Origin of the sequence: Fibrisoma limi BUZ 3 (assembly GCF_000296815.2) — a bacterium.
In the GTDB taxonomy this organism is placed as follows: Bacteria; Bacteroidota; Bacteroidia; order Cytophagales; family Spirosomataceae; genus Fibrisoma; species Fibrisoma limi.
In genome coordinates this window covers 246,502-262,427 of record NZ_CAIT01000009.1, presented here as the reverse complement: position 1 = coordinate 262,427, position 15,926 = coordinate 246,502, and the positions used below count along the sequence as shown (strand labels likewise).

The 15,926-nt window shown below is 53.3% G+C and carries 12 protein-coding genes; 1 reads left to right on the top strand and 11 read right to left on the bottom strand.

Features of this window, described 5'->3' with window-relative positions; genetic code table 11:
• Positions 1-46: 46 nt before the first annotated feature.
• The 5 genes from BN8_RS20585 to BN8_RS20560 form a co-directional block, all read right to left on the bottom strand.
• Complete coding sequence (locus BN8_RS20585) at positions 47-1,204, bottom strand: 3-dehydroquinate synthase (protein ID WP_009283865.1); 1,158 nt, start codon at positions 1,202-1,204, stop codon at positions 47-49.
• Between the two features lie 379 nt (positions 1,205-1,583).
• Positions 1,584-2,692, bottom strand: a protein-coding gene (locus tag BN8_RS20580) for an IS3 family transposase (RefSeq protein ID WP_374755517.1) whose coding sequence is annotated in 2 segments (ribosomal slippage) — positions 1,584-2,431 and positions 2,431-2,692 — 1,110 coding nt in all. Because the reading frame shifts where the segments join, the coding sequence is not laid out codon by codon here.
• A 92-nt stretch (positions 2,693-2,784) separates the two neighbouring features.
• Entirely contained in the window at positions 2,785-3,186 is a 402-nt protein-coding gene (locus BN8_RS20570) for a hypothetical protein (protein ID WP_040006388.1), read from the bottom strand.
• A gap of 73 nt (positions 3,187-3,259) precedes the next feature.
• Positions 3,260-4,192, bottom strand: a complete 933-nt coding sequence (locus BN8_RS20565) for a homoserine kinase (RefSeq protein ID WP_040006387.1) — start codon at positions 4,190-4,192, stop codon at positions 3,260-3,262.
• Positions 4,193-4,319: 127 nt separating this feature from the next.
• Positions 4,320-6,272, bottom strand: a complete 1,953-nt coding sequence (locus BN8_RS20560; protein WP_009283863.1) for a S8 family peptidase — start codon at positions 6,270-6,272, stop codon at positions 4,320-4,322.
• A gap of 105 nt (positions 6,273-6,377) precedes the next feature.
• Here BN8_RS20560 and BN8_RS20555 point away from each other — a divergent pair, with 105 nt between their 5' ends.
• Positions 6,378-7,106, top strand: a complete 729-nt coding sequence (locus tag BN8_RS20555; RefSeq protein WP_009283862.1) for a sulfite exporter TauE/SafE family protein — start codon at positions 6,378-6,380, stop codon at positions 7,104-7,106.
• 15 nt (positions 7,107-7,121) lie between these two features.
• Here BN8_RS20555 and BN8_RS20550 read toward each other — a convergent pair whose 3' ends face one another.
• The 6 genes from BN8_RS20550 to BN8_RS20525 form a co-directional block, all read right to left on the bottom strand.
• Positions 7,122-7,559, bottom strand: a complete 438-nt coding sequence (locus BN8_RS20550; RefSeq protein ID WP_009283861.1) for a MaoC family dehydratase — start codon at positions 7,557-7,559, stop codon at positions 7,122-7,124.
• A 22-nt stretch (positions 7,560-7,581) separates the two neighbouring features.
• The gene (locus BN8_RS20545; protein WP_040006664.1) at positions 7,582-8,640 is read right to left on the bottom strand and encodes a 3-oxoacyl-ACP synthase III family protein; all 1,059 of its coding nucleotides are present in this window, start codon (positions 8,638-8,640) and stop codon (positions 7,582-7,584) included.
• A 377-nt stretch (positions 8,641-9,017) separates the two neighbouring features.
• Positions 9,018-9,527: a hypothetical protein gene (locus tag BN8_RS20540; RefSeq protein ID WP_009283859.1), complete on the bottom strand. Its 510-nt coding sequence runs from the start codon at positions 9,525-9,527 to the stop codon at positions 9,018-9,020.
• Between the two features lie 28 nt (positions 9,528-9,555).
• Complete coding sequence (locus tag BN8_RS20535) at positions 9,556-11,019, bottom strand: SusD/RagB family nutrient-binding outer membrane lipoprotein (protein WP_009283858.1); 1,464 nt, start codon at positions 11,017-11,019, stop codon at positions 9,556-9,558.
• Positions 11,020-11,045: 26 nt separating this feature from the next.
• On the bottom strand, positions 11,046-14,210 hold the full coding sequence (locus BN8_RS20530; protein ID WP_009283857.1) for a SusC/RagA family TonB-linked outer membrane protein: 3,165 nt from the start codon (positions 14,208-14,210) through the stop codon (positions 11,046-11,048).
• 172 nt (positions 14,211-14,382) lie between these two features.
• The gene (locus BN8_RS20525; protein ID WP_009283856.1) at positions 14,383-15,909 is read right to left on the bottom strand and encodes a RagB/SusD family nutrient uptake outer membrane protein; all 1,527 of its coding nucleotides are present in this window, start codon (positions 15,907-15,909) and stop codon (positions 14,383-14,385) included.
• Positions 15,910-15,926 lie beyond the last annotated feature (17 nt).

Below are 15,926 nucleotides of genomic sequence, written 5' to 3'. Positions count from 1 at the left end.
TCTGTATACTCTGCGTTTCCTCCGTTACTCTGCGTTTGAAAATTTATTACAAGTTTATCAATTCCTGCTCGCGGAGGGTGTTGATGGCCCGCCGAATCCGGTCGGCATCCATCTCGTTAACCTCTACGCCCTTACCGATTGTTTCCAGCAACATGATCGTCAGCCGGCCGCCGAGGTGTTCGCGAAACTCGGCCAGACCCTTCAGAATACCCGCGCTGTTGTCGGCGTCGAGCATGGGATGGTACAGCGAGAAGCCCAGCGTGTGTAGCGTCGTCAGGATGCGGTTAACTTCTGTTTCCGTCAGCCAGCCGAGGTCGTGGGAATACAGGCTGTCGAGGGCAATACCAATGGCGACGGCTTCGCCGTGACGAATCTCAAAACCGGTAAGCTGCTCCAGTTTGTGGGCGCTCCAGTGGCCAAAATCCAGCGGCCGCGACGAACCCATCTCGAACGGATCACCCCCGGCAATATGCTGGAGGTGCATCTCGGCGCAGCGGTGAACCAGGTAGTGCATGGCTGCCATATCGCGGTGGGCAAGGGCCGTAGCATTGGCTTCAATCCAGTCGAAAAAGGCCCGGTCTTTAATCAGCGCCACCTTGATGGCTTCCGAAATGCCCGCCCGCCAGTCGCGGTCGTCGAGCGAGGTCAGGAACGTAAGGTCATTAAAGACCGCCACCGGTGGCGCAAACGTACCGAGAAAGTTCTTTTTACCGCGGTAGTTAACTCCATTTTTGACGCCAATGCCCGAATCGTTCTGCGACAGCACCGTCGTTGGAATGCGAATGTGCCGGATGCCGCGGTGCGAGATAGCCGCTGCATATCCAACCAGATCGAGCACGGAGCCGCCACCCACAGCCGCAATGTAGGAGTGCCGGTCGATACCGTAGCGATCGACTGCATCGACGATCTGGTCAACTAGCGTCGGGTCGTTCTTTGCCGCTTCGCCACCGGGCAGTATCAGTAGGTCGAGAATCAGCGAAACCGTCTGGACACTGGCGAAATAGGCCTTGATCTGCGTCGGCAGTTCAGGATGATGCGCCAGGAAGCCCGAATCGAGCACAAACAGGATTTTTTGAGTTGTGCCTTCCGTGCGACGCGATTGCAGGAAATCGGTTAATAATGAATTGGCAGGGGCAAAAAGATGCTCAGTAAAGAAAACGTTGTATGTAAATCGTACCGCGAACGATTGTTGCAGATGATCCATTAGTATGGGGTGTCAGTACGTCAAAAACTCAAAATTACCCTATAAACAACAGGATCGCTACAAAAATCCCCGGCAATAGCGCTTTTACCGACAGAACCTGTGTAACAATCGATGGTTTATGGATGTAACGTAACCTGAGCCGAAACGTTGCTATAAGTCACGTACCAGGTAGAAGTAAATTGTTTACCTCAGCTACTATTGAGTCGTACGTAAGATTGTAAAGTTTGTATCCTAAGCTTGCGACGGACCGATCAAGAGTTGATGAAGTGGCACCGTAGGTTGCGGTTCCTCATGTGCCGGCAGACAGGGGAGACTATTCAGATTCTTATCACAGCTTTATTGAGTGCCCGCGAGCGTTGGAGTGTAAGTACCCCTAATCTCAGACAGTACCAATTAGAGTTTCTTCGTTTTCAATCACCCTGCTTTTCCACTCTTCGGGCGTGAGATTACCCAATGACTCATGGGGTCTTCTTAGATTATATTCCTCTATCCAATCGCTCGTCAATTGCCGGACCTGTTCAAGGTCAAAAAATAGGTAAGCATCCAAAATAGCCTCCCGGTATAGTCGATTGAACCGTTCAACGTACCCATTTTGCATCGGTTTGCCTGGCTGGATGTATTGAATCTCAATCTTCTCGCCCCTACACCAAAGCTCAAAATCACCCGAAGTAAATTCCGGGCCATTGTCGGTTCGAATGGTCTTGGGCTTTCCTCGTTCTTTTATCACCCGTTCCAACGTTCGGATGATCCTTTTGCTGGAAAGTGAGGTGTCGATCTCAATCGCCAGCACCTCCCTCGTACAATCATCGATGACGTTGAACGTCCGGAATTTACGGTTACCTACCATCGTATCACTCATGAAATCCATACTCCAACTGCTGTTAATTGCGGTCTGTTGTTGCAGCGGATGCTTCACTCGAGTTGGCAGCCTACGCTTCCCCTTACGTTTTCTATTCAGCTTGAGCAGTTTATAAATCCTATACACCTTTTTATGATTCCAGGTCTGGCCAGATCTTCGGATATAGGCAAACAGTTTCCGGAACCCATACGAAGGATGGGCAAAAGCCAAATCCTGCAATACCTCAATCACAGCCGTATCATCCTTCCTGGTGTTATAATAGAATTGCGAACGCGGTAAAGACACTAGCTGACAGGCCCTGCTCACGGGAATAGCGTGCTCCTGAACAATCTCCTCGGCTAATTGCCTTTTGGTGGCAGGGCCCAACCTTTTTTTGTGAACAGATCCTTCAGGATTTGATTGTCCATCGCCAGATCAGCGTACATCTTCTTCAAGCGAGCGTTCTCCTCTTCGAGGTCTTTGAGCCGTTTGACATCGGAAGCTTCCATACCACCATACTTGCTCTTCCAATTATAAAAAGTAGCTTCAGAAATGCCATGTTCGCGGCAAATTTCCTTGGTGGGGATGCCATTCTCCTGCTGCTTAAGGATTTTGACAATTTGGGATTCGGTGAATCGGGTCTTTTTCATGGGAATCAGTTTAAAATTAGCATTTTTCTCTAATTCAAAACTGTCCGAATTTTAGGGATACTTACAGGAGGAGTCGTTATGCAAAACAAAATTCATTCCTCATCGAGGGGATTTCGGAGTGCTGTAAACAGATTCGATGTATGGAATACAATAAATGCGAGACCAACTCCAGCAAACGATGCGTAGATATCAAATAAATCAAAGGTCCGTCCTACCTGATATTGATCTCTTATTTCGTTCAAGACCATAAGCAATACGGTAATCACACAGGAGCCTGTAAAATGGTTTACCGGTTTTTTCTGCCGGACTCGATTGCTGACATATATGAATGGGATAACGAACGCTAAACCAAAATTTGGTAAAAAACCTAAGATAAACAGGATGGAGTCATTGCTAAACTGACTTCTCAGGAATTTTGATAAATACAAAACGATTCCAGCGACGATAGCATAATCAGCTATTTTTCTTGCTTTTTTAGCAGCGATATAGCTCATCAGAAGAAAGGAAAAGACAGGGTGTCTACCTGCTTAAGGCCCTACGTCTCCAATTTCTACCTTTATACGTTGGCTAATCTACTACCCGGGGGCCCTGCTTATTGATCTCCGATACGTATGCTTCGCTGGTAATGCCGACGGAGAGGAACGCTTGCTGCATGGCGGCACCAACCTGCTGAGCAGTGTCGGCGTCGCGGCTGAGGGCAAACATAGAAGGGCCGGAGCCGGAGATGCTGCACCCTAACGCACCGTTGTCCAGCGCGGCATGTTTTGCTTCGTTAAATTCAGGAATCAGAATGGCACGTACCGGCTCAATGATTACATCTACCAGCGAACGGCTGATCAGCCCGTAATCCGGCTTCATCAGACCCGCAATCAAACCCGCTACGTTGCCCATCTGGATGATGGTATTCTTGAGGGAGACTTCGTTTTTGAGGATAAAGCGGGCGTCTTTCGTGTTGACTTCAATGTCGGGGTGAACCAGCGTACAGTAGAGGGCCGCCGGTGTTTCAATCCGTATTACGTCGAGCGGGCTGTAACTCCGCACGACCACAAATCCACCCAGCAGCGAGGGTGCTACGTTGTCGGCGTGGGCCGAGCCACAGGCCAGTCGTTCGCCCTCCATCGCAAACGGCAGCAGTTCAACCGTTGGCAGCGGTCGACCGAGCATTTCGTTGATGGCAAACACACCCGCTACGGCGCTGGCGGCACTGGAACCCAACCCACTGCCGAGTGGCATCTGCTTGTGCAACACGGCGTCAACGCCTACGTCGGTGCGGCCGATGTGCTGCAAATAGGTCTGGATGGCAATACCGGCGGTGTTGCGTTCAGCTTCGCGGGGTAGGCGGCCTTCGTCGCCAATAATGTCGGTGATGCGGACGCCGGGCTGATCGCTGGCTGTTAGCGTAATCTGATCGCCGGGATTAGCTACGGCAAATCCAAATATATCAAAGCCACAGGCGACGTTCGCGACGGTAGCGGGGGCAAAAACGCTGATTGACTTCACGGTTGGGCAATGAAACCGCAAGTTTAGCGCTTTCAGGCCGGAAAGTCAAAATGTATTACCCTCACGGCAACGGCCGACCGTCCCCAGCCCCTCTTCCATGTTGGGAGAGGAATCAGGGGTGAGGGGCTTACTTCTTCCCCTTCATCTGCATCGCCATTCTTACGGCTTCGTACGCATTCAGCAGGCCACCCGACCGGCTCAGGCTGTTGAATGGAACGCGCTCGGTGGAGCCGGGTTTGCGAACCGTCACGTCGGGCTTATACGTACTGTTCATCAGGATTTCCTTCACCTGCACGGCGGTCAGTTCGGGAAAATACGAACGGAGTAACGCAGCTACCCCAGAGACGCAGGGAGCGGCCATGCTCGTACCCGATAAGCTGGCGTATCGATCGTTGGGAAGGGTCGAGAGAATATCGGTGCCTGGGGCGAACAGATCGACGGTTTGTTTGCCGTAGTTCGACGACCGGCTGGGTAAACCGTCGCCGATGCGCCAGGTCGAGTTGCCAACCACCAGCACATTACGCGCTACGGTGCCGTCTTCGTACACGGCCGATGGGTAAGCAGGTACCGAATCGTAGTTTTCACCGTTATTACCCGCTGAGTGAACAATCAGAACATCGCGCTGCTCTGCCAGACGAATGGCGGCATCGACCTCTTCCTTGAACGGCGACATGCGCTTGCCAAAACTCATGTTGATAACCCTGGCCCCGTTCTCGACGGCATAGCGGATGCCGTTCGCTACGTCCTTGTCGCGTTCGTCGCCACCCGACGGTACGGCACCTATCATCATGATTTTGACATTGTCGACTACGCCGTCGATACCCCGGCCGTTGTCGCGTTTAGCGCCGATGATACCCGCAACGTGGGTACCGTGCATACCTAGTTCTGCTGAGCGCCCGATGTTCAGCCGCGGGCTGCCGTAGTATCGTTCGGTCGGATCAGCCGGGTTGTCGCCCACTGCCTGCCGGGGTTTATAGTCGGGGTTGTTGGTAGTCAGAGCCCCGCCCAGCATGGCCCGCCGGAACAGCGGAAAGCGCTGGCGTACCAAATCCGCAAAGGCCGTGAACGATCCAAAACGCGGGTCGTAGGTTTCGGCCAGCAGGTCACGAACGGCCAGCGCCACCGAATCCGTACCGACAGCCGCTTCCCGAATGGCTTTCTGGGTGGTTGATGAACCGGCCAACTGCTGTTTCAATTGCTCCGTTACCTGCCAGAACCGAACCGTATCGCCCAGGGCCAGCCGTTTGGGACGGGCTGCCTGGTAGCGGGCCAGGAACTGCTTTTTGGCTCGTTGGTAGGTCTGATACTGCTTTTTCTCCCTGGCGTTCAGTTTTTCCGGATCGGCTTTGTCGTACTTGTCGCGCCAGAGCACATAAATCTGCGTAACCTCGTCGTGGTCGTTTTCATACGTAGTGCCATCTTTAGCCCCCATGAAATTCCAGCCGTTCAGATCGTCCGCGTAGCCGTTTTTGTCATCGTCTTCGTCATTCCCGGCGATCTCTTTCGGATTGACCCAGACGACATCGCGCAGGTCTTCGTGGTTGATATCAACGCCCGAATCAATGACGCCGACGATAACCGGCTGCGACGGACGGCCTTTGAGCAGATCATAGGCCCGGTACAGACTGATGCCCGCAATGGAGTCAGCTACGGGGTCAAGATACGACCAGTTGCGGGGGGCTTGCTGCGGAAACAGAAGCCGGGTGAGGGGTTTGCCCGGCGACAACAGTTGATTGCGCTCGGGACACGGGTCGCTGATGGCCCGAACAACCAGTTGCTCGCTGTTCCGCAGCCATTCCAGCCGGTAGGCACCGATGTCGTTCGTGCCGCAGGACGAAGCTCCGGCCTGCAAGACCAGCAACGTATCGCCGGACTGTTCGTACCGCAGCCGCTGGACCACCGCCCCGCCGTTCGGACTGGTGACCAGCACCGAATCGTTCCGGAACGCAAGCTGCACCGGCTGGCCCCCGAGGGTCGTGCCCTGCCATCGGGAGTTGCGGAGGGGAATTTGCGCCTGTATGTTTAGTTGGATACCAACAAAAAAGAAGAGAAGACTCGCAATCAGTTTATGAAAATTCATGCTGGATTCGGCTAACTTTCGTCTAAATTACCGCTTTGTGGTTTACGCAGCTATAGATTATAACGCTATGATGCGCAAATCATTGGTCCTTTTTGGTGAATCAGAATGGAATCTACACTCTTTCTTTTCTGTCTGTTTGTCGTCGGATTTATCTATGCATCCGTTGGGCACGGAGGGGCCAGCGGGTATCTGGCCACTATGGCGCTGTTTGGCGTTGCACCCGCGGAAATGAAACCCTCAGCCTTGATGTTAAACCTGTTTGTATCGACGGTGTCGTTTATTCAGTTCTACCGGGCAGGACATTTTCGCTGGGAGAAATTCTGGCCGTTTGCCGTAGCGAGCGTACCCCTGGCGTTTGTAGGAGCAACCATCCCGCTGAGCGATACATTGTACCGTCAGTTGCTGGCTGCGTGTTTGCTGTTGGTGATTGTTCGGCTGCTGTGGTCTATTCGCGGCCGCGAAGAAGAACCCAAATCGGTGCCGCTGGCGGCCGGTCTCGGGCTGGGGGGCGGTATCGGCTTGCTGTCGGGGATGCTGGGTATTGGCGGAGGGATCATTCTCAGTCCGCTGATGCTACTGTTTCGGTGGGCGCGGCTAAAAGAAACCGCGGCTACGTCGGCCCTGTTCATTTTTGTCAACTCCCTGTCAGGGCTGTTCGGACTGCTTAGCAAAGGGTATTCGCCAAGCCCAACGCTCTACGGGTGGATCGGGGCTGCTTTTCTGGGTGGATTGCTGGGCGGGTATTTCGGTAGTCACCGCTTCACCGTCCCGACGCTTCGTTATCTGCTGGCGTTTGGTATAGGAGTAGCCTGCGTGAAGCTGATCACTACATAAGGCAGGTCTGGGCGCTCAGTTGAACAGGTCGCGGTGAAACACCACACTTGTGCCCCGTAGCGTCACCTTGCCCGTTGTTAAATCGAATGTTTCCGACGTAATCTCGGCTGTATGTCGCCGGCAGTTGATGTTTTTGCAGGAAAAGCGAAGCTCGTATTCGGTGTCAACGTACATCGGGCGCACAAAATCGAGCGTTTGCGACAGGTGTACGCCCCCGGTACCGCCAAACTGTTTGCCAAAAACCTTAGCTAATACGCTGGCACTCAGCATACCGTGAACAATAGGACGTTTAAACGGAGTGTTGGCGGCAAAATGTGGGTCCAGATGAAGGGGATTGTCGTCGCCAGTTGCTTCGGCAAATTTCTCAACGTCTTCCTGACTGAATTGATACCGGTAGCAATACGTTTCTCCAACCTCCATGACTTGCATAGGCGTAAAAGTTATGTCAGTCATTGACGTAAAGTTAGTAAAGGTTTTACCATCGAACCAATGCTGAAGCCCACGTAAACCCACTACCAAACGCAGCCAGACAAACCAGATCACCCCCGCGGATACGACCCGCTTCCCAGGCTTCACATAGAGCGATGGGTACGGAGGCTGCCGTTGTGTTGCCGTACTGCTGGATGTTGTTCCAAAGCTTTTCGTCGGGTAAGCCGAGCTTCTTCTGAATGTATTCCAGAATCCGGAGGTTAGCCTGGTGCATGACGAAAAAATCTACGTCGCTGAGCGAGTAACCCTCCGTTTTGATAGCCTCCTGAATGGCTTCCGGAAATTTTTGAAACGCTTTTTTGATCACAAGGTACCCTTTGAACACGCCCGGATAGATAAACTGGCCTTCAAAAGGGCCGGTGTTCGGATGTACCAGATTGTACTCCGATTCAAGGTACTGTGATTTGTATTTTTTCAGGTGGTAATTGCCGTGGCTACCGGGGTTGATGATGGCCAGTTCTTCAGCGTCGGTACCGTCGGCGTGGAGGTGAGTGGTCAGTATACCTTCGTTGGGCTGATCGGTTGGCTGAAGAACCACCGCTCCCGCGCCATCGGCGAAGATAATGGCCGAATCACGACCGCGCAGGCTATAATCCAGATTGAATGACTGACGTTCGGCGGCTACAACCAGGATGTTGCGGTACGTACCGGTTTTGATGAACTTGTCGGCAACGGCCAGGGCATAAATAAAACCTGAGCATTGATTACGGATATCCAGTGCCCCAATTTCATTGCCAGTTATACCAAGCTCGCGCTGAAGCAGTACGCCACAGCCCGGCACGATATAATCGGCACTCATGGTTGCGAAAATAATGAAGTCGATGTCGTTGGGTGTGATCCCGGCACGGTCGATGGCAATTTTGGCCGCAATAGTGCCCATCGTGGTGGCGGTTTCCTCGCCCATCTTGGCGTAGCGCCGTTCGCGGATACCCGTCCGCTCTTCGATCCAGGGGCCGTCGACGTCTACCCACGGGGCAATCTCCTCGTTGGTCACAACTCGCTCCGGCACGTAGTAGCCAATACCGGCAATTTTAGCGTTCTTCATCATCACACAATAAGCTGGATATAAGTGGCTGCCCTTAGTAGAAGGCGAGTTACTTTGTAGCGGAATTCACTCACTTTCCAAAAGTTCAGTAGGCAAAATAACCAGTTTGCCAGCCGGACGAAACGTAAGTTACTAAGCGGAGGGTGTTGGTAATTATACGGTAGGTAACCGAAGGTAAATATGCCGATTTGTACAGGTTTTGATTCTATTACGTTAAAAACACCCTTTACGTATTGCCTCTTCAGGGGTTTTGAGTACTGATACACAGTAATTAATGAAACTGGTCTTAAACCATTTGCGGTTACACAACCTTTGCAAAAACAAAAAGCAGGAGAACAAATGCCCTCCTGCTTTTTATGGCTTACTGTACTATGTAATTACAAAATCCGGACGCGCACCTGTTGCGTTACAATCTGATCGCCGTTGTCGAGCGTAATCAGGAAGATAAACGCAATCTCACGTGGTGACGCCGGGTTGGGTGACACCGTAGTTGCCACCGACGGATACTTGGTCCGGAACGCAGCCAGCGTGGTTTCGAAAACAGCCGTTGTGCCGTTGCCCGGGATCGGTGCTGTATTGTACTTGGCCGAAGCCGTGTTCAGCGTAGCAGCATTAATGCCCGTACCGCCACCGGCTACCGTCGTAATCTCGCGGATTGTCCGGCCGGTCGATTCGGGTATGGACAACGTAAACCGGATTGTTCCCGGTCCCGATGCCTGTATTTCGATGAACGGGTTACCGCCATACGTAGTGGCACCCTGGAATGTTACCGGTACTGCCGGGCGGTTGTCCCGTACCAGTTCGCCATATTTTAAATCGTCTTCGCAGGCGAAGTTGGTCACTGCCAATGTTGCCAGCAAAAGCCCTTTTATTAAGAATTTTTTCATGCGTTTGCTTAGTTAAACGAAGTGACCATTAATCGACGTCCCACCACACTTTAATGTTAGATTGCGGAGCCGGGTTCGGGAAGTTGGGGTTTCGCTCAATCTCCTGCGAGATGTAAACGGCCCGCACCGGCCGGGTGCCATCGATACCCGCAGCGTTCTGCGACTGTTGCAGTACCGGATAGCCGGTCCGACGCCAGTCATTCCAAAGCTCAATACCGTTGCCGGTAAAGGCAATGTACTTCTGCGTAATGATCTGGGCCAGCTTCTCCTGCGTGGTGCCGCTCAGCGTAGCAATACGCGGGTTGGCCGCCAGGTACGCATCGATCTGTGCCGTAGTCAGGCCGGCCAGGCTCATTGAGGCCCGGATAGCTTCTGTGTAATACGTTTGCGGATCGCCTGTAGTGCCCAGGGTCAGCGCTGATTCAGCCAGGATAAACGCCCGCTGGAAGTTGGTCAGCAACCGTACCGGCCCTTCACCATTGGCACCCGTCACGTAAGCGTTGTAACGCGACCAGTTACTTGTCGGGCTGGGAATACCACCCCGCTGGCCGTTGTCGATCGTTACGTAGTTAGCACCCGGCTTGGTAAAGAAAATCGGCAGACGCGGATCATTGTTGGCCTGGAGCAGATTCAGGTAGCGAGTACTCAGGATCAGGTCGTCGCGGAACGAGCTGATGTTTGTGTACTCAAAGCGCGGATCGCGGCTACCAACAGCACCACCAAAGAATACATTGAGGTCGTCGGCGTTCGTTTTGATGTACTGATCGCTGTTAAGGACCTCATTGATTACTGAACGGGCCAGTTCTGGCTCCTTCCGGCTAATTGTGTTTGCCAGTTTCAGCAACAGGGTGTTGCCGGCCCGGCGCCACTTGGCCAGGTCGCCCCGATAGATCAGGTCATCGGTAGTCGGACGGGTGGTCGACTGCGCATTCAGATCGGCTATCCCTTCACGTACCAGATCAAACAGACTCTGAATGCCGAGTGACTGGTTACCCTTATAGATGTCCTCCTGCTTATCGAGACGGGGTTGCACATTCGCATCGCCCTGCAACGCCTGAGAATACGGGATATCGCCCCATACATCGGTAGCCATCGAGAAAGCATAGGCTTTCATAATTTTAGCTATACCCGTGTACGCTTTCGAGTTCGACGCATTGGCGATGTCGATAATTTGCTGATAATTAATCAACGCGCCACCGTATAGTTCAAAGCGCCACTGGTTCCCGAAGTCTGATGAACTTACTACGTACACGTCATAGTTGGCCGGGCTGTTGGCCGCGCCGGCCAGTTGCTGCGTTACGACCGACGTGAAGCGGTTCAACTCATTGGCGTTGGCGAAGGCCGTGCCGATGTGAGCCGAGGGGAGCAGAACCGATGGCGGTACTGCTGTCGGGTTATTGGGCGTCACATTGACGTCCAGAAACTGACTGCATCCACCCATAGTTGCCAGCAGAGGCATTACGAGCAATGCTTTTCGAAATATGGTATTCATAGATAGGATCAAGTGATAAAAAAGGATTACAACGTGAGCCGCAGGTTTACACCATAGTTACGCGCGTTCGGCGGTCCGTTCAGGTCAAGACCCTGAATGTTACCGGCTCCCTGCGTGTTTACTTCCGGATCAGTATAGTAATTCGGCGCGTAGAAGAACAGGTTCCGGCCACTCACGCCCACTGAAATGGTGCCGAACGGAGTCTTGTTCAGCAGCCCTTTAGGCAGTGTGTAGTTCAGCGATACCTCGCGCAGGCGATAGTTCGTTGCGTCGAATACGGCGGCTTCGGAAGCCAGACCGCCTAATCCCTGCCAGTAGGCCTGTGACGACAACTGGATGTTGTTCGGACGGTAACCCGTTACGCGGCCATCTGAACCTGTGATCGGCAACACACCTGGCAGAATACGGGGCTGATCCCGATCAACACCCGTTACGTATAACTGGCCACCGCTACGGTAGTCAACGGCCGGGAACGAGAAGAGCTGTCCGCCCTGACGAATGTCGACCAGTGCCTGCAACGTGAAGCCTTTGTACGAGAACGAGTTGTTGATACCCAGCGTGTAGTTCGGGTTCGGGTTGGCAATCACCTGACCCGCCAGACCCGGTACGAACAGACCGCTCGTTGGGTTGACCACATACTGCCCTACGTACTGACCGGTTGGATCGTAGTATTGGCCGTTCGGGTCCGTGTTCTGTACCCGCGTATTGGCCGTACTCACAATTACACCATACGGCTGGCCTTCGACAATTGAAGAGGTAATACCAATGAAGCCGTTACCCGTAATACCCGACTGACGTACGCCCGGGGCAATCGAAATAACTTTGTTCCGAATGCGGGTGAAGTTAGCCGTGATGTCCCACTTGAAGCCGCTTACGCGTACCGGTGTAGCCGACAATACCAGTTCGATACCCTGGTTTTGCAGTTCGCCCACGTTAGTAGTCCGGGTGTCGAAACCTGTCGAGTTCGAGATCGCTACATTGAAAATCTGGTCGGTCGACCGCGTAAAGAAGTACGCAGCGTCCAGGCTTAACCGGTTCTGGAAGAAGCCCAGGTTCAAACCAACTTCCGACGACGTAACGAACTCAGGCGTCAGCGCATTGCTACCAATCCGGCTGCTTGGCGTAAAGCCGGGTACGCTGCTGCCGCCGATGGTAAGGGGGAACGTAACACTGGCCAGGTTGTTTCCATAACCAGATGCTACATACACTGAGTTCAGGAGATACGGATCGGCATCGCGACCTACCCGGGCAATGCTGGCCCGTACTTTGGCATACGACAGGATGTCAGATTGTACCTTAAAGAAATCCGTCGGAACGAAGCTCAGTGATGCCGACGGGTAGAAGTACGTGCTGTTGGCTTTCGGCAGCGTCGACGATTGGTCAGCCCGGCCAGTCAGTTCGAGGAACAGGTAGTTCTGATAATTCAACGACAACTGAGCGTAGTAACCAACCAGTCGGCGGAGCGTGCTGGTTTCGCCACTTCCCGTAAATACCGAGCCGTTTGATGGATTGAGAAAGCCAGGAATAACCAGCGAAGCACCAACGGCCGATACGTTTTGGGTCCGGCGCTGGTTGATGTTGTTACCCAGCAACAGGTTAGCTCCTAAACCCTCCAAGAAAAATTTATCGGTTTTCGCATTGATCAACAGGTCTCCGTTCAACTCGGAGCGGAAGAAATTATCCTGAATAATTGATCCCTGCGGAGTACGAACCGAACCAATGTTTTCTACGGCTTTCCGGCGGTCGGTGTAGGTATCGCCCGTTACACGATACGTAACGTTCAACCACTTTGCTATATCATAACCTACCGTAAAGTTTCCGAAGAAGCGGTCAACCTGGCTGTCCAGCGTCGAGTTGTACAGTGACCAGTTCGGGTTATTAGCCGTCGTCAGGAAGTAGATGCTTTGCCCGTTGGCATCCTGGAAGGGTTCGTTAGGCAGATCATAGCTCCGCGGAATACGGGTTAACTGACCAAATGCACTACCCCCGTTACCCAGCGTTGCACCCCGCTGAACGGTCTGAGCGTACGTACCGGTACCGGTAATGCGCAGCCCATTGTTCAGGCGGGTTTCGCCACCCAACTGAACGTTCGTCCGGCCGAATTTAGAATTTCGGGTGATCCCTTGCTGCGAGGTGTTGCTGATCGAGATGTTGAAGTTACGATTGATATCCCCACCGGCAATGTTGGCCGTGTTCTGCAGAATGTGCCCCTGACGGTAGAAATCACTAACGTTGTTCGGATACGCCTGGTAAGGCCGAACCTGACCCTGCAGGTTGGTAACGGACGTGGGGCCACCTACGAAAGCCGGTCCCCATGAGTTGGTCGAGTTGTTAACGAACAGGTTGTTTGTGCCCTGACCGTAATCATTCTGAAAACGAGGTAAACCGTAAACGTCCTGTACGTTGTATGACGATGTGATGGTTACTTCCGTTTTGTTCTGCTGGTTGCGGCCCGTCTTCGTGGTGATGATGATCGCACCGGCCGATGCCCGTGAACCGTACAGAACGGCGGCAGCGGGGCCTTTCAGTACGTTGATCGACTCGATGCTCTCCGGGTTAATATCGGACAGACGGTTTGATGACTGCGACTGAAACAATGTATTACCCGTTACGTTCACATCGTTACTGAAGATGATGCCATCAACGACGATCAGCGGCTGGTTGCTGCCGTTGAACGACGTAATCCCCCGAATATTGATGTTCGTTGATGCACCCGGCGAGCCACTTTGCGTCGTGATGTTTACCCCCGCCAGCTTACCCTGCAGTGAGTTGAGTAGGTTCGGCTCTGATTTTTGCGAAATCAGCGCGCTGTTAACTTCCTGCGTTGAGTAACCCAGCGAACGCTTGTCGCGCTCGATACCCTGGGCAGTCACTACGATTTCGCTCAGGTTCTGTGCCCCACTGGTCAGCGCTACGTCGATGGTAGTCTGGTTACCCACGGCGATCTCCTGATTACCGAATCCGATATAGCTGAAAACTAACCGGGCATTTGCTGGTACACTTAGCCGGTAACGCCCTTCCGAATCGGTGGTCGTCCCCCGGGTAGTGCCTTTAATCTGAATACTCACGCCTGGCAGAGCGGAGCCGTCGTCTGATGAAGTGACCCGACCACTCACAGTTACCTCCTGCGCCAAAGCGGGCAAACAGAACAGTAAGGTGAGCAGCCAACCCAACATTAGATATTTTCTCATAGAGATTTTTGGGGAAAATATTTAAATAAAACAATAAAAAAGTACTCGGAAACGGGTTGCAAAAATAATTAGTAAAACAATAATTGTTAACGTTTGTTAAGAAATAATTTTGTCGAAAAACAGAACGGCCGGTCAATTGACCGGCCGTTCTGTTTTTCGACAAAATAAACCGTTACGGGTTCTGAACGATAGCTTTGTTGACGTTCAATTCTGTCTGCGGAATGGGCCAGATATACACCGAGGCAGTAGCCGGAACGGCCTGAATCCGCGGGGCACTCTGCACACCCCCCTTTTCGGGCAGCGGTTGATTGGTCCGCAACAGGTCGTTTGAGCGGAGGCCTTCGCCAAGGAATTCAATCCGGCGTTCGAGCAGGATGGCGTTTACCAGAGCGGCTCCGTTGGCAAAAGCGCTGGCCGTGTACACACCCGCAGCATTGGACCGGCCCCGGACGGCGTTCAGCAGGGCGAGCGCCTGCTCGTCGATTCCGGCCGTAGCCACCCGTGCCTTTGCTTCGGCCAGGTTCAGCAGCACTTCAGCGTAGCGGATCACCGGTACCCAGTCGGTATGCTGTGGGCCGGTCGGGAATTTGTTCAGCCGCGACAGTTGCTGGCCACCCCGCGCGTCGCCGGGCCAGTCGTTTTTCACAAATGCCCGGCGGGCGTCGGCAGCCGCAAAAGCAGCATTGCCGATGATACCGTTCGGGTTCAGGCTGAAATCGCCCAGGCCGATCTGCGGCAGGTAGTAGCTCCCCAGGCTATTCTGCGTACCGGGCAGGTCATTGCTGCTCATCGGCAGCGAGAAGATCGACTCGGTTGTTGTGTAGTTGGTAAACGTTGTCCGGACATCGGCCTGCAACTGGTGCGCTACCCCCGACGACGCCCGGAACGGTGCTGCCGTCGAAACGATCTTGTTTGCTTCCGTAACAACGTTTGCCCATTGCCCCATAGCCAGATATACCCGGGTCTTCAGCGCGATGGCGGTGTTCTTGTGCACCCGGGTCGTGTTCAGCGTGGCGTTGGCGTAGCTGGCGGGCAGGTTCTGCTCCGCAAAGTTCAGATCTTCCAGAATCTGCTGGTAAACTTCTGCAACCGTAGACCGGGCCAGGTCGTTGTTACCGGTACCTACTTCGCCTTTGATACGAAGCGGCAGACCCGGACTGGCACCGTTGTCTTTCGTAAACGGCTGGGCATACAGTTGCACCATCTGATGGTATGCCAGCGCCCGCAGCAACCGCGCTTCGCCCCGGTATTGGTTTGCCAGCGCAGCATCAATCACGCTTGGGTTGGCATCCAGCCCGACCAGAAACAAGTTGATCCGGTTAATGGCCAGATAAGCCGCGTTCCAGAGGTTGGTCGGTTCGTTGGAGCCCGAGTTCTCCGTGTGGTTCCAGGCGCTCAGGGCCGTTACCCCGTTGTTGGTGATGTTCAGAAACTCCTCGCCCCGAACATCGATGTAGATCAGGTAACGACCACCCAGAAACTGACCGGATTTGATGCTGGAATACAGGCCATTAACCTGCGCCAGTACCCGGTCAGGATTAGCAAAGGCCTCAACATCGGCCAGGCTGGTCAGCGGAGTCGGATTGAGCAGCTCCTCTTCAGAACACGAAGTCAGAGAAACGCTGAACAACGCCGTGGCTAAGGCTGTCTTCAGCAGCCCACGCCGGGTAACTATATGGTTAAATTGCGTAAAATTCATGGTAAACAATTGATCTC